Source organism: Acidovorax sp. GW835-FHT14G06, from assembly GCF_058793595.1.
Map to the genome: position 1 here is coordinate 11909 of NZ_JBXAGA010000014.1, position 26001 is coordinate 37909.

The 26001-nt window shown below is 65.7% G+C and carries 25 protein-coding genes; 15 read left to right on the plus strand and 10 right to left on the minus strand.

What is annotated here, in order from left to right; all coding sequences use genetic code 11:
- Positions 1-101: 101 nt before the first annotated feature.
- Positions 102-2657: a sensor histidine kinase gene (locus tag AC1Q64_RS21410; RefSeq protein WP_492252748.1), complete on the minus strand. Its 2556-nt coding sequence runs from the start codon at positions 2655-2657 to the stop codon at positions 102-104.
- The gene (locus tag AC1Q64_RS21415; protein ID WP_056743754.1) at positions 2657-3307 is read right to left on the minus strand and encodes a LuxR C-terminal-related transcriptional regulator; all 651 of its coding nucleotides are present in this window, start codon (positions 3305-3307) and stop codon (positions 2657-2659) included. The genes AC1Q64_RS21410 and AC1Q64_RS21415 overlap by 1 nt, the downstream gene beginning before the upstream one ends.
- Positions 3308-3488: 181 nt before the next feature.
- Between AC1Q64_RS21415 and AC1Q64_RS21420 the strand changes: the two genes are divergently transcribed.
- On the plus strand, positions 3489-4565 hold the full coding sequence (locus AC1Q64_RS21420) for a hypothetical protein (protein ID WP_492252749.1): 1077 nt from the start codon (positions 3489-3491) through the stop codon (positions 4563-4565).
- A 161-nt stretch (positions 4566-4726) separates the two neighbouring features.
- Here AC1Q64_RS21420 and AC1Q64_RS21425 read toward each other — a convergent pair whose 3' ends face one another.
- From AC1Q64_RS21425 to AC1Q64_RS21435, 3 genes are all read right to left on the minus strand, one after another.
- Positions 4727-5764, minus strand: coding sequence for a peptidoglycan-binding protein (locus AC1Q64_RS21425; protein WP_492252807.1), 1038 nt, complete (start codon positions 5762-5764; stop codon positions 4727-4729).
- A 249-nt stretch (positions 5765-6013) separates the two neighbouring features.
- The gene (locus AC1Q64_RS21430; RefSeq protein WP_492252750.1) at positions 6014-6382 is read right to left on the minus strand and encodes a DUF2237 family protein; all 369 of its coding nucleotides are present in this window, start codon (positions 6380-6382) and stop codon (positions 6014-6016) included.
- Positions 6383-6445: 63 nt separating this feature from the next.
- The gene (locus AC1Q64_RS21435; RefSeq protein WP_056057813.1) at positions 6446-6925 is read right to left on the minus strand and encodes a DUF421 domain-containing protein; all 480 of its coding nucleotides are present in this window, start codon (positions 6923-6925) and stop codon (positions 6446-6448) included.
- A gap of 174 nt (positions 6926-7099) precedes the next feature.
- Between AC1Q64_RS21435 and AC1Q64_RS21440 the strand changes: the two genes are divergently transcribed.
- The 4 genes from AC1Q64_RS21440 to AC1Q64_RS21455 are packed head-to-tail and all read left to right on the plus strand — an operon-like array spanning position 7100 to position 10412.
- A complete protein-coding gene (locus tag AC1Q64_RS21440) occupies positions 7100-7798 on the plus strand; it encodes a DUF4197 domain-containing protein (RefSeq protein ID WP_492252751.1) in 699 nt (232 codons plus the stop codon).
- A gap of 11 nt (positions 7799-7809) precedes the next feature.
- A complete protein-coding gene (locus AC1Q64_RS21445) occupies positions 7810-8259 on the plus strand; it encodes a YchJ family protein (RefSeq protein ID WP_492252752.1) in 450 nt (149 codons plus the stop codon).
- Positions 8260-8309: 50 nt separating this feature from the next.
- The gene (locus tag AC1Q64_RS21450) at positions 8310-8963 is read left to right on the plus strand and encodes an HAD family hydrolase (RefSeq protein ID WP_492252753.1); all 654 of its coding nucleotides are present in this window, start codon (positions 8310-8312) and stop codon (positions 8961-8963) included.
- Positions 8964-8987: 24 nt separating this feature from the next.
- Positions 8988-10412 (plus strand): patatin-like phospholipase family protein, encoded by a 1425-nt coding sequence (locus AC1Q64_RS21455; protein WP_492252754.1) that lies wholly within the window; start codon positions 8988-8990, stop codon positions 10410-10412.
- A 31-nt stretch (positions 10413-10443) separates the two neighbouring features.
- Here the strand turns inward: AC1Q64_RS21455 and AC1Q64_RS21460 are convergent, their stop codons facing one another.
- From AC1Q64_RS21460 to AC1Q64_RS21475, 4 genes are all read right to left on the minus strand, one after another.
- Positions 10444-11118: a glutathione S-transferase family protein gene (locus AC1Q64_RS21460; protein WP_492252755.1), complete on the minus strand. Its 675-nt coding sequence runs from the start codon at positions 11116-11118 to the stop codon at positions 10444-10446.
- A 132-nt stretch (positions 11119-11250) separates the two neighbouring features.
- Positions 11251-11925 carry a glutathione S-transferase family protein gene (locus tag AC1Q64_RS21465; RefSeq protein ID WP_492252756.1) on the minus strand — a complete coding sequence of 225 codons (675 nt, stop codon included), beginning with the start codon at positions 11923-11925 and terminating at the stop codon, positions 11251-11253.
- Positions 11926-12025: 100 nt separating this feature from the next.
- Positions 12026-12514, minus strand: a complete 489-nt coding sequence (locus AC1Q64_RS21470; RefSeq protein ID WP_492252757.1) for a limonene-1,2-epoxide hydrolase family protein — start codon at positions 12512-12514, stop codon at positions 12026-12028.
- 47 nt (positions 12515-12561) lie between these two features.
- Entirely contained in the window at positions 12562-13320 is a 759-nt protein-coding gene (locus AC1Q64_RS21475; protein ID WP_492252758.1) for an SDR family NAD(P)-dependent oxidoreductase, read from the minus strand.
- 146 nt (positions 13321-13466) lie between these two features.
- On the opposite strand from AC1Q64_RS21475, the gene AC1Q64_RS21480 reads away from it, so the two are divergent.
- The gene (locus AC1Q64_RS21480; protein ID WP_492252759.1) at positions 13467-14357 is read left to right on the plus strand and encodes an AraC family transcriptional regulator; all 891 of its coding nucleotides are present in this window, start codon (positions 13467-13469) and stop codon (positions 14355-14357) included.
- A gap of 188 nt (positions 14358-14545) precedes the next feature.
- Here the strand turns inward: AC1Q64_RS21480 and AC1Q64_RS21485 are convergent, their stop codons facing one another.
- The gene (locus tag AC1Q64_RS21485) at positions 14546-15661 is read right to left on the minus strand and encodes an AraC family transcriptional regulator (RefSeq protein ID WP_492252760.1); all 1116 of its coding nucleotides are present in this window, start codon (positions 15659-15661) and stop codon (positions 14546-14548) included.
- Positions 15662-15755: 94 nt separating this feature from the next.
- Here AC1Q64_RS21485 and AC1Q64_RS21490 point away from each other — a divergent pair, with 94 nt between their 5' ends.
- The 9 genes from AC1Q64_RS21490 to AC1Q64_RS21530 all read left to right on the plus strand — a co-directional run bounded on the left by AC1Q64_RS21490 (position 15756) and on the right by AC1Q64_RS21530 (position 25998).
- Positions 15756-17507, plus strand: coding sequence for an AMP-binding protein (locus AC1Q64_RS21490; RefSeq protein ID WP_492252761.1), 1752 nt, complete (start codon positions 15756-15758; stop codon positions 17505-17507).
- Positions 17508-17521: 14 nt separating this feature from the next.
- On the plus strand, positions 17522-19129 hold the full coding sequence (locus AC1Q64_RS21495; RefSeq protein WP_492252762.1) for a carboxyl transferase domain-containing protein: 1608 nt from the start codon (positions 17522-17524) through the stop codon (positions 19127-19129).
- 18 nt (positions 19130-19147) lie between these two features.
- The gene (locus tag AC1Q64_RS21500) at positions 19148-20020 is read left to right on the plus strand and encodes an alpha/beta hydrolase family protein (protein ID WP_492252763.1); all 873 of its coding nucleotides are present in this window, start codon (positions 19148-19150) and stop codon (positions 20018-20020) included.
- Positions 20021-20030: 10 nt separating this feature from the next.
- Entirely contained in the window at positions 20031-20954 is a 924-nt protein-coding gene (locus tag AC1Q64_RS21505; protein ID WP_492252764.1) for a dienelactone hydrolase family protein, read from the plus strand.
- On the plus strand, positions 20951-21469 hold the full coding sequence (locus tag AC1Q64_RS21510; protein WP_291438684.1) for a DinB family protein: 519 nt from the start codon (positions 20951-20953) through the stop codon (positions 21467-21469). Before AC1Q64_RS21505 ends, AC1Q64_RS21510 begins: the two co-directional genes overlap by 4 nt.
- Entirely contained in the window at positions 21466-22248 is a 783-nt protein-coding gene (locus AC1Q64_RS21515) for an enoyl-CoA hydratase/isomerase family protein (protein ID WP_492252765.1), read from the plus strand. The genes AC1Q64_RS21510 and AC1Q64_RS21515 overlap by 4 nt, the downstream gene beginning before the upstream one ends.
- Positions 22249-22264: 16 nt before the next feature.
- On the plus strand, positions 22265-22984 hold the full coding sequence (locus tag AC1Q64_RS21520) for a DUF4126 domain-containing protein (protein ID WP_492252766.1): 720 nt from the start codon (positions 22265-22267) through the stop codon (positions 22982-22984).
- Positions 22985-22986: 2 nt separating this feature from the next.
- Positions 22987-25014 (plus strand): acetyl/propionyl/methylcrotonyl-CoA carboxylase subunit alpha, encoded by a 2028-nt coding sequence (locus tag AC1Q64_RS21525; RefSeq protein WP_492252767.1) that lies wholly within the window; start codon positions 22987-22989, stop codon positions 25012-25014.
- A gap of 63 nt (positions 25015-25077) precedes the next feature.
- The gene (locus AC1Q64_RS21530) at positions 25078-25998 is read left to right on the plus strand and encodes a 2-hydroxyacid dehydrogenase (RefSeq protein WP_492252768.1); all 921 of its coding nucleotides are present in this window, start codon (positions 25078-25080) and stop codon (positions 25996-25998) included.
- Positions 25999-26001 lie beyond the last annotated feature (3 nt).

A 26001-nucleotide genomic window follows, 5' to 3' on the forward strand; every position in this document is an offset into this window, starting at 1 on the left:
GAGCAGGCCGCAGGCAACAACCGCACGTTCTGCGGCGGCCGGGGCTTCGAAAGACACCGGTAGGTGTACTGCCGCGCTATTGAAAAAGTAGCTGACTGTGCTTATGGGAAAGGAACCGCGCTCTGGTCCTGCCGCCTGTTGCTGGGGGCCAGCCACTGCGCCAGCACAGCGTGCAGTTCTGCAGGGTTCACGGGCTTGCGCAGCACCAGGTAGCCCTCGTCTTCTGCGTCCCGCAATGCGGGGGCGTCGAACTCGCCGCTGACCATCGCACCCCGGGCGGCAGGGCAGCGGGCCAGCAGCGTGCGCAGGAGGTCAAAGCCGCTCTCGCCCGAGCGCAGTCGCTGGTCGCAGAAGATGGCATCTGGCACCAGGCCTTCGTCCAGCCGGCCATGGGCTTCGGCCCCGGTGGTGGCATAGGCTGCCGTCACGCCCCAGGCTTCGAGCATGGCGCGCCAGGCCTTGAGCACCTGGGGGTCATCGTCCAGCACCAGGCACTGGCCCTGCAGCGGGCGGTCCACGATGGACTGGCGGTGTGCCGCTGCGGGGGCGGTGGACGCGCCTGCATCGGGTGTCACATGGGCTGGCAGCCGCAGCCAGAAGCGCGACCCCTGTCCCGCCAGCGAACGTACGCCGTACGCCGCCCCCAACTGCTCGGCGCAGCGCGCCACCACTGCCAAGCCCAGGCCGTGCCCCGCGTCGTCCATCTGGTCGGCTCGCGCTCCCCGGTAGTAGGGGCTGAACACCCGGGCCTGATCGGCGGGGGCGATGCCAATGCCCGTGTCCCGCACCTCCACCAGCCAGTCACCGCCGCGTGCGCGTGCGCTCACCAGCACCTTGCCCTGCGGTGTGTAGCGGATGGCGTTCTGCACCAGGTTCGCCAGCGCCTGGCGCAGCAGCACCGGCTCGGCCCACACGGTGGCGCCACGGCGCGGCAGCCGCAGCCGCAGGGTCAGGCCGCCGAGGCTGGCTTGCTCGCGGAAGAGGCGCACAACGTCCGCCAGCAGCGCGCCAAGGTCAACGGCGGCTTTGTGGCCCAGCGGCTGCCCCGACTCCAGGCGCGACAGGTCCAGCAGCGCATTGAACAGCTGGCTCATGGCCAGCATGCTGGTGCGCAGGTCGGCCACCAGCGGGCGCAGGACCGGGTCGGTATTGCGCAGGTTGATCGCCTCCACCATCAAGGACATGGCGTGCACGGGCTGGCGCAGGTCGTGGCTGGCGGTGGCGAGGAACAGGTTTTTCTCGGTCAGGGCGCCTTCCGCCTGGCGCCGGGCTGCGGCCAGGGCCTCATTGGCAGTGCGCGTGCGGCGGTACAGCCAGAAGCTGGCGCCCGCCGCAAGCAGTGCCAGTGCCACCACAGCCGCCAGTCCGATCTGCTGCATGCGGCGCACGCGCAGCTCGGCATCCTGCACCCGATTGGCCTGCGCCAGCTGCTCGATCTGGCGCTGCCGTTCAGCGCTGTCAAAGCGCTCCTGCAAGGTCGTCACGGCCTGGTCGCGCTCGGTGTGGAACAGCTCCTTGGCCAGCGCTTGCTGCTTGCGGGTGGTGGCCATGGCCTCGCGGTACAGGTCGGCTTGCTCGTACATGCGCGACAGCTCGCCCAGCAACTGCTCTTCCATGGGCAGGGAGCCCGCTTCTTGCACAAACCGGATACCCGCCTCCACCTCGTGCACGCCGGCCGCAATGCGGCCCTGGCCCATGAGTGCAAAGCCCAGATTGGCTTGCGCCATTGCGGCCCCGTTCAGCTCGTGTGCATTGCGGTACGCGGCCAGGGCCTCGCGCATCACGGGCTCGGCCGCGGCATACGCCTTGCGCTGCAGCAGGACGTCGCCCAGGTTGTTCAGCGCCGTGGCCTGGAGCCCGGTGAGCCCTCCAGCGCGGGCGATCTGCAGGGACTGCCGGTAGGCGGCCACGGCGGTGTCGAGGTTGCCCTGCACGTTTTCCACATTGCCACGGTGCAGGTGCAGCCAGCCCAGCGCCTGCCGGGCGTCCAGCTTTTCGGCCAGGGGCAACGCCTCGCGGATGGTTTGCAGCGCCCGGTCCGGGTTCTTCATGTCGAAGTGCAGCAGCTCCAGGTGGGTGCGCGACCGCAACTCAGACGTGGCTGCCTGGCGTGGCAGCGTGCGTGAGAGTTCCAGGCTGCGCAGCAGGTGGGTCATCGCCGTTTCGAACTGGCCGTTGCCGCTGTGCAGGGCGCCCAGCGTCAGGTGGTAGAGCCAGCGCACCCAGGGGTCGGGTGCGCGCTCGGCGGCTACCGCTTCGCGCGCCAGTGCGTCCAGTCCGGCGCGTGTTTTTCCCGCCACGGCCAGTTGCCGGGCCTCGAAGCAGACGGCCAGCACCTGCGACGACGGATCTTTCTGCGCAGCGGCGAGCGCCTTCAGCTGCGCAATGCCCTCGGTCACCACCGTCGCCTGCCCGGTCTCGAAGGCCGCGTCTGTCAGCGCCGCCAAGTAAGTGCGCCGGGTCGTGGCATCGGCCGCGTTGGCAAAGCGCGCCGCGGCGGCCTGCAGCGCCTGCACGGCCTCGGCGCTGTTGCGTTGCGACAGGTTCTGCAGCCGGTCCAGCTCGGCCAGGTCCGGGTTCAGTGCCTGCGCCCTTGCGGGCAACGCTGTCTGCAAGCACAAGGCCGCGACCAGCACCACAGCCCGGGCGAGGCGCATCAGGGCAGCTCCAGCCGCCGCCCGCGCAGCAGGGTGATAGCCTCGACCCGTGTGCGCACCCGCAGCCGCTCCAGGATGCCCGTCACGTGCTCCTTCACGGTGCTCTCTGCAATATCCAGCTGCGATGCAATGCGCTTGTTGGGCAGCCCCTGCAGCACCAGCGCAAGGATCTGGCCCTGCCGTGCAGACAGGCCCAGCTCGGCCGGTGTCACCGGCAGGTCGCGGCTGCGCAGCGGCTGGCTGCCCGGATGGCCCGGCTCAAACCAGACCAGCCCGCTCAGCAAGGCCTCCACCGCCAGCCCGAAGGTTTCCGGCGCTGCTTGTTTGTGGATGAAGCCCTGCGCGCCTGCCTGCCGGGCCTGGTCCATCACGGCGGGGTCATCGTCGCCACTGATCACCGCGATGGGCATTCCGGGGCAGTGGTTGCGCACCTGGGCGATCAGGCCCACGGCGGCGCCTTCTGCCAGCCAGAAGTCGATGAGCGCGATGGCCGGTGTGCCCCGCGTGTCCACCCAGCGCAGAAGGTCGTTTGCCCCTGCGGCCACCACCACGTCCATCTGCGGCAGTCGTGCGCGCAGGAATTCGGCCATGCCGTGTGCCACCAACGGATGGTCGTCAAGGATGAGCGCGTAATGAGAGGTGGAGGACATGCGGTGGTGGAGGGGGGCGCAACCCGGCGGAATGCCGGTGCCAGAAGGTATGCCTGCGGGCAAATTCTGCCAAGTGTTCAGCAGGATGGACGGCGCGCAAACCCTACCAGCGTAGGGTTTCGCCCGGGATGGGGTGCTGTACAGAATCCGCGCACCATTCACCATCACGAGGTTTCTGTTCATGACACGACAAGCCAGCGCAACGGGTGCCGGGCGCACCTGGCACTCTGCACGACCTATCTTCCGCTGGGCCCCCCTGGGCCTGGCTGCCGCCTTGCTGGTGGGTTGTGGCGGTGGTGATGACGACAACGGCACGCCTCCGCCCAGCGCTGGCGCATTCAGTATCGGCGGCGCGGTCAGCGGTCTGGGGGCTGGCAAAACGGTGACGCTGCAGAACGCCGGCAAGGACGACCTGACCGTGAATGCCAATGGCAACTTCGTGTTCGCCACGCGCCTGGACAACGGCATTGCCTATGCCGTCACCGTGAAGACCCAGCCCAGCGGGCAGCGCTGCACGGTGACGGAAGGCACCGGCACAGCCACTGCCAACGTGAGCAACGTGCAGGTGCGCTGCGAAAACCTGGCGGCTGCCACCTACACGGTGGGCGGCTCGGTCAGCGGCCTGGCGGGTAGCGCGGTGGCGTTGCAGAACAACGGGCGCGACGATCTGTCGGTCTCCAGCAACGGCGGCTTCACGTTCGGCACGGCACTGGCGGGTGGCACGGCCTACGCCATCACGGTGCGCACGCAGCCTTCGGGCCAGAGCTGCACGGTGCGCAACGGAACGGGCACGGTAGGGTCGGCCAATGTGAGTTCGGTGGACGTGAGCTGCGCGACGGCGGCGCTGGGGCTGCCAGAGGGCGACTGGAAGCAGGAGCTGTGCGTGGTGGTGCGGCCAGGAACCTGGGGACGCTCGCTGTGGCGCATCACCCGCCAGAGCGACACCCGCGTGACGGGGCAGATCGGTGTGGTGACCTATGCCGACGCCAGCTGTTCCGGCACGGGCACCGTCGCAGGTCCGCTGACCGATGTGGGCAATGTGGCGTTCGACCGCAACGGCAGCACGGCCACGCTGACCGCGTTCTGGGGGCTGTGGACCCAGCCGTCGGGCCTGACATCGCGCGCTGTCTGGGCACGCAAGGGGCCCCGCCTGTGCATCTTTGGCGATCAGATACCCACCGCGTTCCCGACAGCGGCCAGCGTGGAGAGCTACGTGGACACCGTTTTGCCCGCCAGGACCTGCTACACGCAAAACTGAGTGCTGGGGGCTGTACGGCCCCCCAATCAACCCAAAGTCCCCGCAGCGAACGAAGTTGCTGCGGGGGCTTTTCTTTGATCGGATGTGATCCGCTTTGTGCTGGAGTGCGCCCATGGCTGCAGTGCCACCCGCCCCGGTGTCCCCGGGGCATCCCTCAGGCTTCAGCGAGCAAGTTCAGCCGCTGTGGCCGCATCCAGCCGCCCGGATGTGGGCAGCCCTTTGTCCTTCTGAAAGGCGCGCAGCGCTGCGGTGGTCTTGCCGCCCATGGCGCCATCAGGCGTGCCCGCGTTGTAGCCCAGCTCATTCAGACGCGCCTGCGCATCGCGCAGCGAAAGTCCTGCGGTGGCTCCATTGCTTTGCGCGGCAGCACGCACGGCCGATGTCTGCGAGGGTGGCGCGGCGCCGTCCACACTCAGCCGCCCGCCACCCCCCAGGCCCTGGCCCTTCACCGTCTGGGCACGATAGTTGCGCAGCGACTGCACCATCTGGTTGAACGCATCCATGAAGGCGGCAGCAATCACCTTGCCTTCTGCCGTGTTGGAGTAGCCCCCCATGCGCGCGCCGCCCGAGCCGCCCAGCAGTTGCCCCATGACACCAAAGTCGGTCTTGGCGGCACTGCCTTCCGACGCAGCCACCTGCACGCCAGAGCGGTTGTCGATGAGCGTGAGCAGAGCGCTGGCCTCCTTGGTGTTCATGTTGCCGCCGATGGCTGCCAGCAAGCCACCCGCACGGCCACCGACCAGGCCGCCCAGCGATGCAGAGGCACCGCCTGCGTTGTTGTTCTGGAACACGATTTCGGGTGACAGGCCATAGTCCGAGGCCACCATCTGGCCCTGGCCATACTGGCTGCCTTGTCGCATTTCGCCCGACTGCATCAACGCGCGCTCGCGCGTCATCGCGTTCATGCCGGCTGCGCCACGCTCCACCACCACAAAGCAGTTGGACTGCTGCACCAGCAGACGCAGCAGGTTGGCGGTGGGTGGCAGGCGGTATTGGTCGCGCAGGATGGTGTACCAGCCGGCCTGCTGGTTTTCGATCAGGGAGACGGTGCCCAGCGGGCTTTCGCAACGCTCCAGCGAGTCGCTGGCGCCGGTGGAGGCACCGCCCGCAGCGCTGCCGGTGGCCACGGTCTTGGCGTCGGCGCTGCCCATGCGCATGTTGGTGGTCTCGCAGCCGCTCAGCAGCACGGCAGCGGCCATGGCCGCGCTGACCGCGCACAGGCGCAGCGGGGTGGAGGATGTGGGCAGAGACGCAGCGGCACGCGCGCGCCGCTGCTGGGCAGGAAGGGTGATGGTCATGGTGACGGGTGTGGCCGCATGTGCAGCGAAAGTGAGGAGCACAAAGTCCTGATCTTTCGCCGTGCAGCCAATCACCGGCAACCCGACAGAGGTAGGGTGCAAGGGGTGGCACACCCGGCCCGGGGTGCGCCACCGCGCTTGTCAGAACGGTCAGCTGCTCGACAGCGCCGCGCTCTGCAACTGCACCAGCGTCACAAACTCCAGCGCGCGGGCATGGGTGCATTCCAGGATCACCGGCGGGGCCACACCCGCCTCGTAGGCTTCCTTCCAGCGCAGGGCGCACAGGCACCAGCGGTTGTTGGCCTTGAGTCCTGCAAACCGGTACTCGGGCCGGGGGGTGATGAGGTCATTGCCCCGCGACAGCGAGAAGTCCAGAAACGCCTGTGTCATGCGTGCGCAGATCACGTGGGTGCCGTGGTCGTGCTCGTCGGTGTTGCAGCAGCCATCGCGGTAGTAGCCGGTCAGCGGGTCGTAGGAGCAGGGCATCAGCATGGTGCCCAGAACGTTCAGTGCAGTCATATCGGGTCGCGTGTGTTGTGAGGGCCTATGGGGGCGCAGATTGTTGGTGTGGGCGCGGGCGGCTCAGCCCTCTTCGCCACGGCGGCGCAGCACCACGGTGATCTGCCCGTTGGTCTCGATGGTGGCGCGTTCCACCTCGTGCGCATGCAGGCAGCCACCGGCACGCAGTGCCGCCTCCACGTCGTCGCGGGTCAGCAGCTCCTTGCGCATCAGCGCCTGGTTCAGCTCGCCCTGGTGGATCAGCACCTGGGCCTTGCCGTCCACCCAGCGCCCGATGCGCGGGAAGTGAAACGCCAGCCGCGCCAGCGCCACGTGCAGCAGCATTAGCGTGCTGGCAGAGATCAGCCCGCCCACGAGCGAGTTGTCGCCCGCGTTCATCGAGTTCTGCACCGCGTTCGACAGGATCAGCAGCAGGATCAGGTCAAACGGCTCGTACTGCCCTGTCTGCCGCTTGCCCGACAGGCGCATGAACACCAGCAAGAACAGGTACACCACCACGCCGCGCAGCACAAACTCCCACCACGGCACACTCATTTGCCACATTGCAAGGTTCCTTGTTGGATGCTTGGGTGGGGCCAGTCTACGGCCTGCGGCTTGCCCCTCATTCGCTGAGCGAAAATCCCGGGCAATCCCCCGCACGGCTCCGGCACAGTGCGCCCTCATTGCAGTGGCGGCCGAGCGGGCCTCCTCTGCTGCCCCCATCGAAAGTACCGCCCCATGCAACGCCGCCAATTCCACCAAACCAGCCTCATGGGGGCGCTGCTGTGCGCCACCGCGCAGCACGCCTGGGCGCTGTCGCTGGGCGATCTCACCAATGCCGACGCCTCCAGCGGCCTCAAGGCCGCGCTGACCCAGGGGGCGCAGGCGGCGGTGTCGCTGCTGGGCCGCAACGACGGGTTTCTGGGCAACCCCAAGGTGCGCATCGGCCTGCCCGGCTACTTGGACGACGCCGCCAAGGTGATGAAGTCGCTGGGCCAGGGCAAGCGCATCGATGAGCTGGTGGTGTCCATCAACCGCGCCGCCGAAGCGGCCGTGCCCATGGGCAAGGACCTGCTGGTGGGCGCGGTGCAGAACATGACGGTGACCGACGCCAAGAACATCCTCACCGGAGGCGATAACTCGGTGACCGCCTTTTTTGCCGACAAGACGCGCACGCCACTGGGCCAGCGCTTTCTGCCCGTGGTGAACGAGGCCACGGAGAAAGTCGGCCTCACGCAGAAATACAACGCCTTCGCGGGCAAGGCCGCGAGTTTTGGCTTGCTGAAGGCCGAAGACGCCAACCTGGCGCAGTACGTGACCGGCAAGACGCTGGATGGCCTGTACCTCATGATCGGCGAGGAAGAGCGTCGCATTCGCCAGGACCCGGCTGCTGCAGGCAGCGCCATCGCGCGCAAGGTGTTTGGTGCCTTGCGCTGAGAGACGTCACGATGCCTTTGCCACAGCCTAACGACCCCTGCCCCTGCGGGCGCCTGGCGCCTGCGGGCCCGGGTGGCAGCAAGGGCAAAGGTACATCGCACCTGCCCTTCGCCAGTTGCTGCGGCCGCTATGTCCCTGCACCCGGGGCCGATGTAATCGCTGCCCCTGATGCAGAAAGCCTCATGCGATCGCGCTACACCGCCTTTGCGTGCGAGCGGGCCGACTACCTGCAGGCCACTTGGCACGCCAGCACGCGCCCGGCCACGCTCGACTTTGATGCAGGAGCCAAATGGCTTGGGCTGGACGTGCGCCGATACGTCGCCACCGATGCCGACCACGCAGTGGTCGAGTTCGTGGCCCGCTACCGCGTCGGTGGCCGCGCCGTGCGCCTGCACGAGACCAGTCGTTTTGTGCGCGACGGTGGGCGCTGGTTGTATGTCGATGGAGACCTGCATGGCTGAAATTCAAGCAAAAACCACCTCAAGCGCTAGTGCAATATACCTTGATAGCTATGAAATTTGAAGCAATCCTGTTTGACTGCGACGGCGTGCTGGTGGACAGCGAGCCCATCACCAACGGCGTGCTGCGCGACATGCTGGCCGAGGCCGGGTGGGTGCTGACGCCGGATGAGTGCATGCGCCTCTTCATCGGCAAGATGGTGCGCAGCGAGGCCGCGCGCATTGAGCACTACACGGGCCGTCCGCTGACCGACGAATGGATGTCCGCCTTCTACGCGCGCCGCAATGCCGCGCTGGAGGCGCAGCTCACCGCCATCGAGCACATCCACGGCGCTGTCGAGCGTGTGCACGCCCACCATGGCGGGCGCATTGCCTGTGCCTCGGGGGCCGACCGTTTCAAAGTCGAGATGCAGCTGGCCAAGGTGGGCCTGGCGCCGTACTTTGCGGGCCGCATCTTCAGCGGCCACGAGATGCCCGCCACCAAGCCCGCGCCCGACGTGTACCTTGCCGCCGCGGCAGCGCTGCAGGCCGCGCCCACGCGCTGTGCGGTGGTCGAGGACACCGTGACCGGCGTTACCGCCGGTGTGGCTGCCGGGGCCACCGTGTTTGCTTACGCCCCGCTGGACGATGGGGCCGCGCTGCGGGCGGCAGGGGCGCACCACGTGTTTCGCAGCATGGCCGAGCTGCCCGCTTTTCTCGGCTGCTGACACGGGTGCACAGAAAAAAGGGACATGGCGATGAACACCTTCGCGCGGGCCATGAAGCACACGGCAGTGGCCGCCGCCCTGGCGCTGCTGGCGGGCTGTTCGTCGGTCAAACCCTGGATCAACGAACCCCTGCCTGCGGGCGATCAGAACATCCCTGTGCGCAAGTCCGAGCGCGACCCGACCATCCTCGTGGCCGTCACGCTGTCAGGCGGTGGGGCGCGGGCCGCCGCGTTTGGCTATGGCGTGCTGACCGAGCTGCAGCAAACGCGGTTTGTGTGGAACGGCAACCCCACCACCTTGCTGGACGCCACCGATGTGGTCAGCGGTGTGTCGGGCGGCAGCATTGTGGCGGCCTACTTTGCGGCGCATGGCATTGAGGGGCTGCCACGCTTTGAGCAGGACTTTCTGCGCCAGAACTTCCAGAACAGCCTCATCACCCAGGCGCTGCGCCCGGGCAATCTTATCGACCTGACCTCCCCCTGGCTGGGCCGCTCGCACCTGCTGGCGCGACGGCTGGACGAGCTATATGGCGACCTCACCTTTGGCGACTTGGAGCGGCGCCCGCGCCACCCGCAGCTGTTCATCACCGCCACCGACATGTCGCTGGGCACCGGCTTTGAGTTCACCTGGGAGCAGTTTTCGCTGATCTGCTCGGACCTGCGCAAGGTGCCGCTGTCGTTCGCCGTGGCGGCCTCGTCGGCGGTGCCGCTGCTGCTGAGCCCGATGACGCTCAAGAACTACGCCGACCAGTGCCCCGATCGTCCCTCCCCAGCGGTCGCAGGGGCGGCGGGGGGCGACTACCGCGTACGGCTCAATCGCGCCCATGAACTGAGCTATGTGGATGCGCAACGAAAGCCCTACATCCATCTGGTCGATGGCGGCCTGGCCGACAACCTGGGGGTGCAGCGCCTGCTGGACCGCGCCCTGGCCAATGGCGGCCTGCGCCAGACCTTCAGCGAGGTTGGCATACCGCCTGCCACCATCCGCAAGCTGGTGCTGATCACGGTGAACGCCGAGCGCGACCCCTCGGTCAACATCGACATGAGCGACAAGGTGCCCAACATGGCGCAGGTGGTGGATGCCCTGCTGTTTGGCACCGGCGCCCGCGCTACGCGCGAGACGCAAGAGTTCTTGCGCGACATCACACGCCAATGGCAGCGCTCGCTGGCGTCAGGCCCTACCGGTGCCAACGACGTGTTCGCGCCCGAGGCAGAGATCCATGTCATTCCCGTCAACCTGCGCGACGCCCCCGACGACATTGCGCGCCGCCGCCTGCTGCAGGTGCCCACGGCGTTCTCGATCACGTCGGAAGAAGTCACCGACCTCATCGAGGCGGGCGGCAGCGTGCTGCGCCACTCGCCCGAGTTCCGGGCGCTGGTGCAATCGCTGCTCAGCCCCGAGCCCCATGCGCCGCATGCACCGCCAGCGGGGCTGCAGGCCAAGGACTGAGGGCGCGCGCTCAGGGGCTCTGGGGGAGCGCTCAGGGCCGCGTATCCGGCGCCGGGGTCGTGGGCACGGCCTGTTCCTCTGCCGCCCGCACCTGCACTTCCATCGCGCGCTGGTAGCCCGGCCGCTGCTGCAGCCGCTGCCAATACGCTTGCGTAGCGGGCCCAAACTGCGGCGCCAGCCCCAGGTGCTGCGCCAGCAGCAATGCATACCCCACCGCCACATCCGCCGCCGTGAATCGGCCCGCGCACAAGTGCTCGCTGCCGCTGTGGGTCAGGGCCGTTTCCACCGCGCGCAGCCGGGCCAGAAACCAGCGGCTGTAGTCCTCCACCACCTGCGGCTGCTTGCGCTCTGCGGTCTCAAACCGGCCATAGCGCAGCACCAGCGTCTGCGGAAAGGTCAGCGTCGCATCGCTCATGTGCAGCCAGTTCAGGTACGCGCCATACGCCGGGTGCGTGGGCGCCACATCCAGCCCTGCGTCGGGGTGCGTGGCGGCCAGGTACTGGCACATGGCCGCCGATTCGGTCATGCGGACATCGCCCTGCACCAGCAGCGGCACCGTGCCCAGCGGGTTCTCGTCCAGAAACCACCGGGCCTTGGCGCGGGGCGGGAAGGGCAGCATGTGGAGCTGGTAGGGCAGTTGCAGCTCTTCGAGCATCCACAGGGGGCGGAAGGAGCGGGCGCTGATGCAGTGGTGGAGATGGAGCATGGGTGCGTGTACGCGTGACTGTGACTGTCCTTAGCTTAGCTTGCGACGCACGGTGGTCAGAAGCGAGGACGTTGGTGAAAGTACTGCCGGGCAGTCTTCTGGTGAGCCGTGTTGTGCAGAGCGGGATAGCTATTACGGTGCCAACCAAGAATCGTATCGCTGCAAGTGGGCGTGAAAAAGCGCTGCATATTCAGAAGGTGCCGCAGCGATCACACTGGGCCGCACTGCGAGGCTGTAGCGCCAAGCACCTATCTTCGGCATTCCCTCAAAGATCGCTGCATTTTTTTCAGGCGCCAGCCCTTCAAAATAGCGAAATACGGGAGCGAACACGGCGTCTACCATGCTGAACTGGTCTCCTCCAAAGTAAGGGCCAGTACCGAGCGCGTCTTCCATACGGTCAAGCTTGTCCCTGAAAGCCACGGCTTTCATGCCGGCTGCGGTGGAATCCTTGGCATTCAAGTAACCCCAGGCATCGGCCAGAGTCGCCGATCCAAACTCGATCCAGGCACGGTGTTGCGCGCGTACCAGTGGGTCGCCAGGGTGCAGCGGTGCACCGGCCTGTGTCTCTTCCAGATACTCGCAGATGGCCATGCTTTCGAACAACACCTTGTGCGTACCGTTGTGGTCATGGATTTTGAGCAAGGGCACTTTGCTGGTCGGAGACATCGCCAGGAACCAAGCAGGCTTTGCCGAAAGGTCCACGTCAATCCTGGTGAAGGGAATGCCCTTTTCCAGCAGCACGATAGCGGCGCGCTGTACGAATGGGCAGAGAGGGTGGCTGATGAGGCTGAGTGCAGAGGTTGACATAGGTGGTTTAGGAATGATGGGCGAAGTCATGCACAGTTAGCGCGTTGCTCGACGAAACCTTCCTTGATTTCTGCTCTGGGGCTTCTGACGGCTGTTGAGCCTATTTCTGTGTATTCGATATCTTTTTGGAAAAGTTGACGTCAAAGTAGTCCCGCCAAGCGACGATGCAATCGCCCTCTACCTCGAAGATACCCATCACCTTCACGGCGGCGACGGAACTCCCATCAGCGCGGACGAAGCGGTCGAGTCGCTCGGTCAGCACACGATTGCCATCCGCAGCGATGGCAAGCATGTCGAAATGAACAGCGGAGATGTCGGATGATTTGCCGGGGCGATTGAGAAACGCCTGTGCCTCTTCGATACCTGTTGTTGTCGATACGCCTTCATTGACCCAGACGGTTCTTGGGGTGAACCATTGCCGAATTGCAGAGGTTCCGTTGTCCTTCGGGAAGGCAGCGCTGAAGGCGGTGACGGTTTCGATGGGTGTTCGCAACTTTCGATGCTCTGCCTCGCTCGGCGTGCTGCAGGTCTGCGACCAAACCGTCGGTGAAAAAAAGGCGACAGCCATTGCCAACAGCGCAAACTTCATTGAACTTCTCCCGGTGGTTTGGTTGTGAAATGCGACGCGCTGTCCACCTACAGCAGCTGCCCGCCCGACACATCGAACGACGTGCCATTGGCCCAGGCTAAGTCGCTCGAAAGAATGGCCGCCACGGCTCTCCCGATGTCATCAGGCTGGCCCACGCGTCCCAGGGCGATACCTTGAGCTACGTAGGCATTGACTCCTTCGTTATCACGCACCGCGCCGCCCATGAAGTCGGTTGCGATGGCGCCCGGCGCGATCGTGTTCACCCGGATGCGGCGCTCGCCCAGTTCGACGGCCATGTAGCGTGTCAACACTTCGACGGCGGCCTTGACCGCCGCGTACACGCTGTAGCCGGGCAGCGTGAAACGCGTGAAGCCCGTTGACATGTTCAGGATGCTGCCGCCGCCTTCGAGAAGTGGTAGCAGCTGCTGTGTCAGGAACAGCGGTGCGCGCAGATGGGCGTCCACGAGTGCGTCGAACTGTGCTTCGGTCGTTTCGGCGAACGGGGCATGCAAGCCTATGCCAGCGTTGTTGACGAGGTAGTCAAAACGGGGGCGCTGAAAGCGATCCTGCAAGGACGCACGGACTGCTTCGCCGAATGCGGGAAAGGACGCGGTGTCAGCCACATCCAGCCGGAGCATCACCGCCTTGCCGCCGCTTTCTTCAATCTGTCGCTGAAGCGCAGCTGCCTCATCCTGGCCCGTACGATAGGTGCCGACAATGCCGATGTCCCGCTCGGCCAGATGCAGGGCCATGTTGCGGCCAAGCCCACGGCTCGCGCCGGTAATCAGAGCAATTTTTGATGTCATAACTGAACTCACTTCATTTCTGTGCTTGAAATGGCGGATATCGCCAAGAGCTCACAATTTAGGGCGAAGCGCTTTTCAGGGCTTGCCCGATGCGCTTGTTCTCTTGCACGATTGACTCAACCACCGTGATACCCGCCGAGCCACCCATGGACACCCATCTTTCGAGCCCGCTGGAAAGTGTGTTGCGCTGCATCCAACCCGGTACTTTGAAGTCGAACATTCCCCGCATCGAGTTACATGTCGATCAAGGACAGGAAAGTGAGAACGCCTGCCAGTACCGCGCCATGGCGTGTTTCATCCTGCAAGGAAGCAAACGCGTCTCCTTCGGTGACAAGGTGCTGCGCTACGAGGCGGGCCACTATCTGGTTAGCGCGCTGGATCTGCCGCTGATGGGGCAGGTCTACAGTGATGCCCAGCAACGGCCCTATGTCGCTCTGACGCTGGTTTTGGATCCGGTGCTACTCAATGAATTGATCCTGTCCATGCCTGTTTCGAGTGATGGCGAAAGTAGCGAATTTGGGCTATCGACTGCACCCATGAACCGGGAGCTGGAGGATGTTTTGGCCCGTTCCCTGGTGCTTATGGGGCGGCCGCAGGATGTCCCGGTTCTTGCCCCCCTGCTTGAGCGAGAACTGCTGTATCGGCTGTTGTCAGGTCCGCATGGAAAGCTGTTGCGCCAGATTGCAAGTGCCAAGGGAGCATTGCCGAAGGTGCGAAAAGCCATCGGCTGGATTGGTCAGAACTTTGACAGGTCATTCAAGGTCGAGGATGTCGGCGTGGCCTGCGGGATGAGCCGCGCCAGTCTGAATCGCAGCTTTCGGGAGATCACGGGTCTCAGTCCGTTGCAGTACCAGAAGCAGCTGCGGCTACTGGAGGCGCGTCGCCTGTTGATAGGCGGGGAGCACAACGTATCCGGTGCGGCGTTTGCAGTGGGATACGAGAGTTCTTCGCAGTTCAGTCGCGACTACCTGAGGCACTTTGAAGCCACCCCCAGCGAGGACTTGCGACGGACTGTGCATGCCAACTCTGGGGTTTAGAAAAAGCGACAAACACAGCACCAGGGTTCTGGTGCTTTCGCCGTCATTCGAGTCGCGTTGGAACTTGGTTTGAATGGTGTCTGGCGTCGGGCTGGTGAAGATGCTCTCTTACACAGGCGCTTGTTCTGGGATGTAAATAGAAAAGCATCCAGCGGATCGACCCCATTCAATCTGTTTTCTGCTCACGCCTACGGCACCCGCACCACTCTCCGAAACTCCGCCGGCGACTGCCCCGTCCACCCGCGGAACGCCCGGATAAAACTCTTCTCGTTCTCAAACCCCGCCGCCTCGGCCACCTGCTTGATTGGCCTTTGCGTGCGGTGCAGCAGCTCCACCGCGCGGGTGCGGCGCACCTCGTCTTTCAGGCCTTGCAGCGTGGCTCCTTCTTCCTTCAGTTGCCGGTGTAGCGTACGCGGTGACACATGCAGCAGCGCGGCCAGCGATTCGGCGCTGTGCTGGGGCAGGGCGTGGGCCGGTTGCCCCGGCAGGGGCGCGGCCAGCAGCTGGCGCACGCGCTGCACCAGCAGGCGGTCGCGGCGGTAGTGCAGCACCGTCAGGGGCAGGGCGTGTTGCAGCATCTGGCGCAGGGCCTGCTCGTCGCGGCGCAGGGGCAGGTGCAGGTAGCGGGCGTCGAAGTGGATGGCGGTGCGTGGCGCGTGGAAGGTGACGGGGCCTCGGAACAGCACGGCATACGCATCAGAGTGCGGGGGCGCATCAAAGGTAAATTCTGCGGCAATGAGCGGAATGCGCGAGTCCACCATCCAGCAGGCCAGGCCGTGGGCGTTACGCAGCACGGATACCAGGCAGAACTCGCGCAGCACGCCCAGGTCGCGGGCCTCGGTGATGGCCAGGGTGGCGGTGTCGCCTTGGGTGGTGAGGTGCAGGGCAATGTCGTCCGCCAGCAGCCCATGGTGGCGGCACCAGCGGGCCAGGGCCACCTGCAGCGTGGGCGAGCTGATGCTGGCGCGCGCCAGCATGCCGTAGCTGCCCCAGGGCAGGCGGCGGCTGAACCAGCCCAGGGCTTCGTCGTCCAGCTCCTGCATGGCGGCGTCGGAGATCTGCTCCATCTGCCAGGCGGTGATGCGGGCACTGTCATCGCGCAGCAGCTGCGGCGCAATCTGTGCCTGGGCCAGGGCACGTTCGGGGCTCAGGCCGCGTTGCTCGTACGCCAGAGCAATGGCACGCACGAAGGCGATCGGCGTGGCTGCAGGTGCGATGGGCGTGGCGGCGAAGGCAGATGGTGTGGCTGGGAGACGGTGGTCGGTGGGGGCGGTGGTCTTCACGCCACAGAGTGTGCCAGCCATGGCACGATTTGCAACCATTGTGTCCACCCGCCGGGTGTTCGGGCTTCTATGCTTACGGATCGCCGCCCGCAGACCACCCATGGCGCAGGGCTGGATGACAGAGGAGACAACCCCCGTGACGAGTGCAGCCTCAACAAACCCCGCACCACTGGTGGACAGTTACGCCCGTGGCGCCACCGATGTTCCCCTGATCGAGCAGACCATCGGCGCCTTTTTTGCCGACATGGTGGCTCGCCAGCCCGACCGCGAGGCGCTGGTCAGCGTGCACCAGGGCCGCCGCTCCACCTACGCCCAACTGCAGGCCGAGGCGCAACGCCTTGCCAGCGCGCTGCTGGGCATGGGGCTCACCCCTGGCGACCGCGTGGGCATCTGGTCGCACAACAATGCCGAATGGGTGCTGATGCAGCTGGCCACCGCACAGGTGGGTCTGGTGCTGGTCAACATCAACCCGGCGTACCGCACGTCCGAGGTCGAATACGCGCTGAACAAGGTGGGCTGCAAGCTGCTGGTGACCATGGCGCGGTTCAAGACCAGCGACTACCTGGGCATGCTGCGCGAGCTGGCGCCCGAGTGGCACCACCAGCAGCCGGGCCAGCTGGGCTCCGTGAAGCTGCCCCACCTGAACACCGTGGTGTGGATCGACCAAGCGGGGCAGGGCGCCGACGAGCCTGGCCTGCTGCGCTTTACCGACCTGCTGGCACGCGGCAACGCGGCCGACCCGCGTCTGGCCCAGGTGGCGGGCTCGCTCAAGGCCACCGACCCCATCAACATCCAGTTCACCAGCGGCACCACGGGCTTCCCCAAGGGCGCCACGCTCACGCACCGCAATATCCTGAACAACGGTTTCTTCATCGGCGAGTGCATGAAGCTCACGCCCGAAGACCGGCTGTGCATCCCCGTGCCGCTGTACCACTGCTTTGGCATGGTGCTGGGCAACCTGGCCTGCCTCACGCATGGCTCTGCCATCGTCTACCCCAACGATGGGTTCGACCCGCTGACGGTGCTGCAGACGGTGCAGGATGAGCGCTGCACCGGCCTGCACGGCGTGCCCACCATGTTCATCGCCGAGCTGGACCACCCGCGTTTTGCCGAGTTCAACCTCAGCACCCTGCGCACCGGCATCATGGCCGGCTCGCCATGCCCCACCGAGGTGATGAAGCGTGTGGTGGAGCAGATGAACCTGCGCGAGATCACCATTGCTTATGGCATGACCGAGACCAGCCCCGTGAGCTGCCAGAGCAGCACCGACACGCCGCTGGACAAGCGCGTCTCCACCGTGGGCCAGGTGCAGCCGCACCTGGAGATCCAAATCGTGGACCCGGACACCGGTGCCGTGGTGCCCATCGGCCAGCGGGGCGAGTTCTGCACCAAGGGCTATTCCGTCATGCACGGCTATTGGGGCGACCCGGCCAAGACCCGCGAGGCGATTGACGAAGGCGGCTGGATGCACACCGGTGACCTGGCCACCATGGATGCCGAGGGCTACGTGAACATCGTCGGCCGCATCAAGGACATGGTGATCCGTGGTGGCGAGAACATCTACCCACGCGAGATTGAAGAGTTTTTGTACCGCCACCCGCAGGTGCAGGATGTACAGGTGGTGGGCGTGCCCGACCAGAAGTACGGCGAAGAACTCTGCGCCTGGATCATCGCCAAGCCCGGCACCCAACCCACCGAGGACGACATCCGCGCCTTCTGCAAGGGCCAGATCGCGCACTACAAGGTGCCGCGTTACATCCGCTTTGTCACCAGCTTTCCGATGACGGTGACGGGCAAGATCCAGAAGTTCAAGATCCGCGATGAGATGAAGGACCAACTGGGTCTGGAAGAACAAAAGACCGCTTGAAAGAGCAACACCGTATGACCATTCTCGACACCCAACTCAACGCCCGCTCGGCGGACTTCCTGGCCAACGCCGCGGCCATGCGCACGCTGGTGGATGACCTGCGCGCCCAGCTCGACAAGGTCGCCCAGGGCGGCGGCGAGGCGGCCCGCGCCAAGCACACCGCACGCGGCAAGCTGCTGCCGCGCGAGCGCGTGCAGATGCTGCTGGACCCGGGTACGCCGTTCCTCGAACTCGCGCCGCTGGCCGCGCTCAACATGTACAACAACGACGCGCCCAGCGCGGGGCTCATTGCAGGCATTGGCCGCGTGAGTGGTGTGGACTGCATGATCGTGTGCAACGACGCCACGGTGAAGGGCGGCACCTACTACCCGCTCACCGTCAAGAAGCACCTGCGTGCACAAGAGGTGGCGCAGCAGAACCACCTGCCTTGTATTTACCTGGTGGACTCCGGCGGTGCCAACCTGCCTAATCAAGACGAAGTCTTTCCTGACCGCGACCACTTCGGCCGCATCTTCTTCAACCAGGCCAACATGAGCGCCATGGGCATCTCGCAGATCGCGGTAGTCATGGGCAGCTGTACGGCGGGCGGCGCCTACGTGCCCGCGATGAGCGATGAATCGATCATCGTCAAGAACCAGGGCACCATCTTTCTGGGTGGCCCGCCGCTGGTCAAGGCCGCTACGGGCGAGGTCGTCACGGCGGAAGACCTGGGCGGCGGCGACGTGCACACGCGCCTGTCGGGTGTGGCTGACCACCTGGCGCAGAACGACATGCACGCGCTGCAACTGGCACGCAATGCAGTGCGCAATTTGAATAAAAACAAACCGCAGGCGCCCGCAGATCATGCACCGGTAGCTCCTAAATTTGCAGCAGAGGATCTGTACGGCGTGATTCCCGTGGACACGCGCAAGCCGTTCGATGTGCGAGAGATCATTGCGCGCATCGTGGACGGCAGCGAGTTCGACGAGTTCAAGGCACGCTACGGCACCACGCTGGTCACAGGTTTTGCGCGCATCGAAGGGATGATGGTCGGCATCATCGCCAACAACGGCATTCTGTTCAGCGAGTCGGCCCTGAAAGGCGCGCACTTCATCGAACTGTGCTGCCAGCGCAAGATCCCGCTGGTGTTCCTGCAGAACATCACCGGCTTCATGGTCGGGCGCAAGTACGAGAACGAAGGCATTGCCCGCAACGGCGCCAAGATGGTCACGGCCGTAGCCACGGCCAGCGTGCCCAAGTTCACCATCATCATCGGCGGCAGCTTTGGCGCGGGCAACTACGGCATGTGCGGCCGCGCGTACTCGCCGCGCTTCCTGTGGATGTGGCCCAACGCGCGCATCAGCGTGATGGGCGGCGAGCAGGCGGCCGGTGTACTGGCCACCGTGAAGCGCGATGGCATCGAAGGCAAAGGCGGCCAGTGGAGCATGGAGGAAGAAGAAGCCTTCAAGGCCCCCATCCGCCGCCAGTACGAAGACCAGGGCCACCCTTACTACGCCACCGCGCGCCTGTGGGACGACGGCGTGATCGACCCGGCCGACACCCGCCGTGTGCTCGCGCTGGGGCTGGCCGCCACGCGCAACGCGCCGATCGAAGACACCAAGTTCGGCCTTTTCCGCATGTAAGGGGCTGCAGAGATGCGCGTGTCTTGTGGATGGGCTTGGGGTGTGGCGTTGGCGGTGCTGGCCGGTGCCGCGCATGCACGGGTGGTGGAGGAGCAGATCGATGTGCCTGTGCAGGTCAAAAACCCCTGGGGCAAGCAGATCGCTCAAGACATCCGCGTGACGGTCTGGTCCGACGACACCAACCCCCGGCCTGCGCCGATTGCGCTCATCAACCACGGTCGCGCACCGGATGCGCAAGGCCGGGCTAGCCTGGGGCGGGCGCGCTACACCGATGCGTCGCGCTACCTGCTGCGCCGTGGCTTTGTGGTGGCCGTGCCGACCCGCGTGGGCTATGGCGTGAGCGGTGGTGAGGATGTGGAGGACACGGGGGCCTGCAACAACCGCAACTACCCGCCAGGGTTCGACGCTGCTGCCGTGCAAATGCTTGCCGCCCTGAACGCCGTGCGCCAGCGGCCCGACGTTGCGCCCGACAGGGTGCTGGTGGTCGGGCAGTCGTTCGGTGGCGCCAGCACGGTGGCCTTGGCCGCGATGAATCCGCCCGGTGTGGTGGCGGCCATCAACTTTGCAGGCGGCAGTGGCGGTGACCCCAAGGGCCGGCCCCAGAACCCCTGCTCGCAGCCTGCGCTGGAGCGCACCTTTCAGACCTACGGTGCGCAGGCCAAGGTGCCCATGCTGTGGATCTACACCGAAAACGACATGTACTTCGGCCCCCAGTTGCCGCGCCAGTGGCATGCCGCGTTCACCAAGGCGGGGGGCAAGGCGGGCTTTGTGCAGTTCCCTCCGCATGGTGAAGATGGGCACTCCCTTTTCACGCGTTTCCCGCAAGTGTGGCAGCCCGCCGTTTCCGAATTTCTGGATACGAACGGGTTCCCAACCCCTGCTGGGCGTTGACCTGGGTGCCATGACGTTTGCCACCCACCTCTTCCCCCGCAAGGCCTTCGCCGCGTTGGTCCTGGCCGGTGCCTGCGCTGGTGCTGCATGGGCCCAGCCGGCCGCTGAGGCGCCTGTAGTGCTGCAGCAGGTGGAGTTGCCTTTGCCTTCCGGCGCCGTGCTGCGTGCCCATTGGTGGCCTGCGCCCCAGCCATCAGTGCATGCCACTGCGTCCGCACAGCCGGCCGTGCTGGCGCTGCATGGCTGTGGTGGTCTGTATGCCAAGACGGGTGTGCTGTCTTCCCGCTACAGGGAAACCGCCGAGACGCTGCATGCCGCAGGCTATGCCGTGCTGATGCCCGACAGTTTCGGATCGCGCGGGCTGCATGACGTGTGCCAAACCCGCTACCGCGACCGCACTCTGGGCGTGAACGATCGCGCGCAGGATGCGCGCGCTGCCCTGGTGTGGCTGGCCGCACAGCCCGGCGTGGATGCGCAGCGCATCGGCGTGATGGGCTGGTCCAACGGCGGCACCACGACGTTGAATCTGCTGGTGCAGCGACACTCCGACCTCCAAGAGGGCGAGCCGCCACTGGCTGGCGCGGCGGTCTTCTACCCTGGCTGCGGGCCTTTGCTCAAACGCCAGGCCGTGGCAGAGAGTGTTCCGCTGCTGATGCAACTGGGCGCACTGGACGACTGGACCCCGGCCCAACCTTGCGTGGACTGGGCCGCCACACTCCAGGCTCGCGCGGGCAGCGATGTCACCGTGCATGTGTACGAGGGCAGCTACCACGGCTTTGACGGCACAGCGCCCGTGCGTCTGCGCGGCGATGTGCCTAACGGTACCTCAGTACAGGGGGTGCACCAGGGCGGTAACCTGCAGGCGCGCGCAAAGTCGCTGGCCGCCCTGCAATCGTTCTGGAGCCGGGTGCTGGGCACGCGGAAGGCGCCATGAACCCCATCCAGCATTTCAGCCAGCTTGCACGCTACAACCAGTGGGCCACGGACCGCCTCCTTGATGTCGTGGACACCTTGCAGGAGGCAGACTACCGGCGCGATGTGGGTCTGTTCTTTCGCAGCATCCACAGCACGCTCAACCATCTGCTCGTGGGCGAGCATTTGCTGTGGTTTGTGCGGTTCTCGCAAGGCACCTCGCCCAAAGTAGCGCTGGATGCTGAAGTGGAGGCTGACCGGAAGGCACTCGCGCTGCGCCTGCAAGAAGGTGCGGCCCGTTGGGCTCCGCTGATCGCAACCTGGCCTGCCGAGCGCTGGAGCGGCACGCTGGACTACACCACCATGCGCGGCACGGCGGCATCTCTGCCCTTTGCCGCCACCCTGGCCCATGTGTTCAACCATGGCACCCACCACCGGGGCCAGATCACGGCCGCACTGACCGCCCTGGGCCAGCCCTGCCCTGAGTTGGACCTTGTCTATTTCCTGCAGGCCGAACAGGCCGGAACCATCCCATGAGCAGCAACCTGCAAATCACTTACCAAGGCGCCATGGCGCGCATCACGCTCACGCAGCCTGAGATTCGCAACGCCTTCAGCGATGAAGTCATCGCCGAGATCACTGCGGCCTTTCTGGAAGTCGGAGGGCGTGCCGACGTGCGCGCCGTGGTGCTCGCCGCAGAAGGCCCTGCCTTTTGCGCCGGTGCCAACCTCAACTGGATGCGCCGCATGGCCGACTACACGCGCGACGAGAACATCGCCGACGCGGGAAAGTTGGCCGAGATGCTGCGCGTGATCTACGAATGCCCCAAGCCAACCATCGCCCGCGTGCAGGGCGATGTGTACGCCGGTGGCATGGGCTTGGTGGCCGCGTGCGACATGGCCGTGGCCGTGGACACGGCAGGCTTTTGCCTCAGCGAGGTGAAGCTGGGGCTCATCCCCGCCACCATCAGCCCCTATGTGATCCGTGCCATGGGCGCACGTGCTGCGCACCGGTACTTCCTCACCGCTGAGCGTTTTGGCGCGGCCGAAGCCTTGCGCATTGGCTTTGTGCATGAGGTCGTGGTCGCAGACCAGCTCGACACCAAGGTGGACGAACTGCTCAAGGCCCTGACCAGCGCCAGCCCCAACGCTGTGCGCGTGTGCAAGAAGCTGGTGATGGATGTGGCAGAGCGCGAAATCAATGCCGGGCTGATTGCCGCCACGGTGCAGGGCATTGCCGACATCCGTGCCAGCGATGAGGGCATGGAAGGCGTGCAGTCGTTCCTCAACAAGCGCAAACCTGCCTGGTTGGGCTGATCAGTACAAGCAGGCCATGGACACCCTCTGGTTCAACATCGTGCAGTGGCTCCACACGCTGGGGCTGCATGTGGATGGCGGCACCGCGCGCGCCGTGGGCGACGCGGCAGCCACAGCAACTGCGAAGCTCGACATGCCCAGCCTGCTGGCGCTGGCCGCCGCACTGGGCTGGGCCAGCGGGTTTCGGCTGTATGCGGTGGTGTTCCTCGTCGGCATGATGGGTGTGCTGGGCTGGATGCCCCTGCCGCCCGGCCTCGCGATGCTGCAGCACCCGCTGGTGCTGATGGTCAGCGGCTTCATGCTGATGGTGGAGTTTTTTGCCGACAAGGTGCCCTGGGTGGACAGCGCCTGGGATGCCATCCATGCCTTCATCCGCGTACCTGCGGGCGCTGCGTTGGCCTACGGCGTGTTCGGTGCCGACAACGCGACCATGGCCGTGGTGGCGGGACTGCTGGGCGGCTCGCTCTCTGCCACGGCCTTGGCCACCAAGATGACCACGCGCGCTGCGGTGAACACTTCGCCCGAGCCGTTTTCCAACTGGGGGCTGTCGTTCTTTGAAGACGGCCTGGTGGTGGCCGTGGTCTGGCTGGCCACGCAGCACCCGGTGGCCTTTGGCATCGCGCTGGTGGTGATGGTGGTCGTGTCGGTGCTGCTGCTGGTGGTGCTGTTCAAGTTTCTGCGCGCCGTCGTGCGGCGCTTGTCCTCTTTCTTTTCTGGTTCTGCCAAGGTGGCTTAAACATGTTCAACAAGATCCTTATTGCAAACCGTGGCGAGATCGCTTGCCGTGTCGCAGCGACCGCCAAGCGCCTGGGCGTGAAAACCGTCGCCGTGTACTCCGACGCCGACGCCAACGCCAAACACGTGGCCGTGTGCGACGAGGCCGTGCACATCGGCGGCAGCACGCCCAAGGACAGCTACCTGCGCTGGGAGCGCATCATCGAGGCCGCCAAGGCCACGGGTGCGCAGGCCATCCACCCTGGCTACGGTTTTCTGAGCGAGAACGAAGACTTCGCCAAGGCCTGTGCCGACGCGGGCCTGGTTTTCATTGGCCCCCCCGCCAGCGCCATCAATGCCATGGGGCTGAAGGCCGAGTCCAAGCGCCTCATGGAGCAGGCACAGGTGCCCCTGGTGCCCGGCTACCACGGTGCTGACCAGGACCCGGCGCTGCTGCAACGCGAGGCGGACCGTATTGGCTATCCCGTGCTCATCAAGGCCAGCGCCGGCGGTGGCGGCAAGGGCATGCGCGCCGTGGACAACGCCGAGGACTTTGCGGCGGCGCTCGACTCCTGCAAGCGCGAGGCCATCAACAGCTTTGGTGACGACGCGGTGCTGGTGGAGAAGTACGTGCAGCGCCCGCGCCACATCGAGATACAGGTGTTTGGCGACACGCACGGCAACTGTGTGTACCTGTTTGAGCGCGATTGCTCCGTGCAGCGCCGCCACCAGAAGGTGCTGGAGGAAGCGCCTGCGCCAGGCATGACGCCGGAGCTGCGCGCCCGCATGGGCGAGGCCGCTGTGGCCGCTGCCAAGGTTGTGAACTACGTGGGCGCGGGCACCGTGGAGTTCATCGTCGAGCAGCCCGGCGGCTACGACGCGCCCGAGCAGATGAAGTTCTACTTCATGGAGATGAACACCCGCCTGCAGGTGGAGCACCCTGTGACCGAGGCGATCACCGGCCTCGACCTGGTGGAGTGGCAGCTGCGTGTAGCGTCGGGCGAGCCCTTGCCGCTCCAGCAGCAAGACCTGCGCATCACAGGCCACGCCATCGAGGCCCGCATCTGTGCCGAGAACCCCGACAATAACTTCCTGCCCGCGACCGGTGCGCTCAATGTGTATGCGCTGCCCGATTGCGTGACGTTTGAAAGAGGCGCGGTGCGCGTGGATTCCGGCGTGCGACAGGGCGATGCGATCAGCCCGTTCTACGACTCCATGGTGGCCAAGCTCATCGTGCACGGCGACACGCGCGAACAGGCGTTGGCGCGGCTGGACGAGGCGCTGGCCCAGACCCACATCGTGGGCCTGGCAACCAACGTGCAGTTTTTGCGCCGCGTGGCACGCACCGATTCGTTTGCCCGTGCGCAGCTCGATACCGCGCTCATCCCACGCGAACAGGCCGTGCTGTTCCACCAGGAGCCCGTCGGCCTGCCGCTGGCTTCCGCAGCTGCCGTGGCGCAGACCTTGCTGAATGAGCGCGCCACCGAAGGCGTGGACCCGTTCAGCCGCCGCGATGGTTTCCACACGCATGGTGTGGTGCAGCGCCGGTTTGAGTTTGAGTTTGGTGGCGAACATGCCAAGGCCTGGCTGAACTACGAGCGTGGCGGCAGCCTGCACCTGACGGTGGGTGAGGGAGAGCACGCCGTGGCCGGACCGCTGGTGTTTTCCGCTAAGGCCGAAGGCATTGAACTGCAGTTTGCCGGCCAGCGCACGCGCGCCGCGGTCTATGCGCAAGGTGAGGTAGACCACGTGTTCACCCCGCTGGGCGCCACGCAGATCACCGCCATCGACCTGCTGGCCCACGCGGGCGAGGCCGCAGCTGAAGGTGGGCGCCTCACCGCCCCCATGCCCGGCAAGGTGGTGTCGTTCGCCGTGAAGGCGGGCGACAAGGTCGCCAAAGGCCAGCCTCTGGCGGTGATGGAGGCCATGAAGATGGAGCACACCATCGCCGCCCCGGCCGACGGTGTGGTGCAGGAGCTGCTGTACGCGCCCGGCGACCAGGTCACCGAAGGGGCCGAGCTGCTCAAGCTGGTGGCGGCCGAAAAGGCCTGATCGGCTCCAGGGCGCCCTGCAGGTGACAGCGCGAGGTGCCCGATGCGGCTACCCTTAGGCGCCATGAAAATCACTTTTTGCTGTACCGACACCAAGGCCGACCCTTGGCTCCAGGGCCTGTCCGCCGCATTGCCTGGCGCTGATGTTTCCGTGTGGCAACCGGGCGCGCCGCAGGCCGACTACGCCGTGGTCTGGGCGCCGCCCCAGCAGTTCATGGACGAGCAGCCGGGCCTCAAGGCGCTATTCAACATCGGCGCGGGTGTGGATGGGTTGCTCAAGCTGCGCCTGCCACCCCATGTATTGGTGGTGCGGCTGGACGATGCGGGCATGGCCGTGCAGATGGCCGAGTACGTGAGCCATGCGGTCATCCGCCACTTTCGGGAGTTTGATGGCTACGAGGCTGACATGGCCGCCGGCCGTTGGGGCTACCGCAAGCCCCGAATGCGCAGCGATTTCCCCATCGGCGTGATGGGCCTGGGCGTACTGGGCGAACGTGTGGCCAAGACGCTGGCACTGTTTGACTTTCCCATCAACGGCTGGAGCCGCAGCCCCAAGGCCATCGATGGTGTGCGCGCCTTCACGGGTGCGGAGCAGTTCAACGACTTTCTGGCCGCCAGCCGCGTGCTGGTCAACCTGCTGCCCCTCACACCTGACACGACCAACGTCATCAACAAAGACACGCTCGCCCGCCTGTTGCCCGGCGCTTACGTGATCAATGTAGCGCGCGGCGCGCACCTGGTGGACGAAGACTTGATCGCCGCCGTAGGCGGCGGCCACGTGGCGGGTGCCACGCTCGATGTGTTCCGCACCGAGCCGCTGCCCGCAGGCCACGTATTTTGGAACCACCCACGCATCACCATCACGCCCCACACTTCGGCGCGCACGCTGCGCGACGAAAGCATTGCGCAGATTGCGCGCAAGATGGTGGCACTGCAGCACGGCGAGGCCGTGGCGGGTGTGGTGAACCCCGCACGCGGCTACTGAGCC

Excerpts from the sequence above, each read along its gene's own strand:
- AC1Q64_RS21420 (WP_492252749.1), top strand. The coding sequence starts at position 3,489 with ATGACACGACAAGCCAGCGCAACGGGTGCCGGGCGCACCTGGCACTCT.
- AC1Q64_RS21505 (WP_492252764.1), top strand. The coding sequence starts at position 20,031 with ATGACGTTTGCCACCCACCTCTTCCCCCGCAAGGCCTTCGCCGCGTTG.
- AC1Q64_RS21440 (WP_492252751.1), top strand. The coding sequence starts at position 7,100 with ATGCAACGCCGCCAATTCCACCAAACCAGCCTCATGGGGGCGCTGCTG.
- AC1Q64_RS21430 (WP_492252750.1), bottom strand. The coding sequence starts at position 6,382 with ATGACTGCACTGAACGTTCTGGGCACCATGCTGATGCCCTGCTCCTAC.
- AC1Q64_RS21530 (WP_492252768.1), top strand. The coding sequence starts at position 25,078 with ATGAAAATCACTTTTTGCTGTACCGACACCAAGGCCGACCCTTGGCTC.
- AC1Q64_RS21480 (WP_492252759.1), top strand. The coding sequence starts at position 13,467 with ATGGACACCCATCTTTCGAGCCCGCTGGAAAGTGTGTTGCGCTGCATC.
- AC1Q64_RS21515 (WP_492252765.1), top strand. The coding sequence starts at position 21,466 with ATGAGCAGCAACCTGCAAATCACTTACCAAGGCGCCATGGCGCGCATC.
- AC1Q64_RS21425 (WP_492252807.1), bottom strand. The coding sequence starts at position 5,764 with ATGGCCGCTGCCGTGCTGCTGAGCGGCTGCGAGACCACCAACATGCGC.
- AC1Q64_RS21495 (WP_492252762.1), top strand. The coding sequence starts at position 17,522 with ATGACCATTCTCGACACCCAACTCAACGCCCGCTCGGCGGACTTCCTG.
- AC1Q64_RS21455 (WP_492252754.1), top strand. The coding sequence starts at position 8,988 with ATGGCGATGAACACCTTCGCGCGGGCCATGAAGCACACGGCAGTGGCC.
- AC1Q64_RS21510 (WP_291438684.1), top strand. The coding sequence starts at position 20,951 with ATGAACCCCATCCAGCATTTCAGCCAGCTTGCACGCTACAACCAGTGG.
- AC1Q64_RS21415 (WP_056743754.1), bottom strand. The coding sequence starts at position 3,307 with ATGTCCTCCACCTCTCATTACGCGCTCATCCTTGACGACCATCCGTTG.
- AC1Q64_RS21520 (WP_492252766.1), top strand. The coding sequence starts at position 22,265 with ATGGACACCCTCTGGTTCAACATCGTGCAGTGGCTCCACACGCTGGGG.
- AC1Q64_RS21465 (WP_492252756.1), bottom strand. The coding sequence starts at position 11,925 with ATGTCAACCTCTGCACTCAGCCTCATCAGCCACCCTCTCTGCCCATTC.
- AC1Q64_RS21460 (WP_492252755.1), bottom strand. The coding sequence starts at position 11,118 with ATGCTCCATCTCCACCACTGCATCAGCGCCCGCTCCTTCCGCCCCCTG.
- AC1Q64_RS21445 (WP_492252752.1), top strand. The coding sequence starts at position 7,810 with ATGCCTTTGCCACAGCCTAACGACCCCTGCCCCTGCGGGCGCCTGGCG.
- AC1Q64_RS21525 (WP_492252767.1), top strand. The coding sequence starts at position 22,987 with ATGTTCAACAAGATCCTTATTGCAAACCGTGGCGAGATCGCTTGCCGT.
- AC1Q64_RS21485 (WP_492252760.1), bottom strand. The coding sequence starts at position 15,661 with ATGGCTGGCACACTCTGTGGCGTGAAGACCACCGCCCCCACCGACCAC.
- AC1Q64_RS21435 (WP_056057813.1), bottom strand. The coding sequence starts at position 6,925 with ATGTGGCAAATGAGTGTGCCGTGGTGGGAGTTTGTGCTGCGCGGCGTG.
- AC1Q64_RS21410 (WP_492252748.1), bottom strand. The coding sequence starts at position 2,657 with ATGCGCCTCGCCCGGGCTGTGGTGCTGGTCGCGGCCTTGTGCTTGCAG.
- AC1Q64_RS21450 (WP_492252753.1), top strand. The coding sequence starts at position 8,310 with ATGAAATTTGAAGCAATCCTGTTTGACTGCGACGGCGTGCTGGTGGAC.
- AC1Q64_RS21490 (WP_492252761.1), top strand. The coding sequence starts at position 15,756 with ATGACAGAGGAGACAACCCCCGTGACGAGTGCAGCCTCAACAAACCCC.
- AC1Q64_RS21475 (WP_492252758.1), bottom strand. The coding sequence starts at position 13,320 with ATGACATCAAAAATTGCTCTGATTACCGGCGCGAGCCGTGGGCTTGGC.
- AC1Q64_RS21470 (WP_492252757.1), bottom strand. The coding sequence starts at position 12,514 with ATGAAGTTTGCGCTGTTGGCAATGGCTGTCGCCTTTTTTTCACCGACG.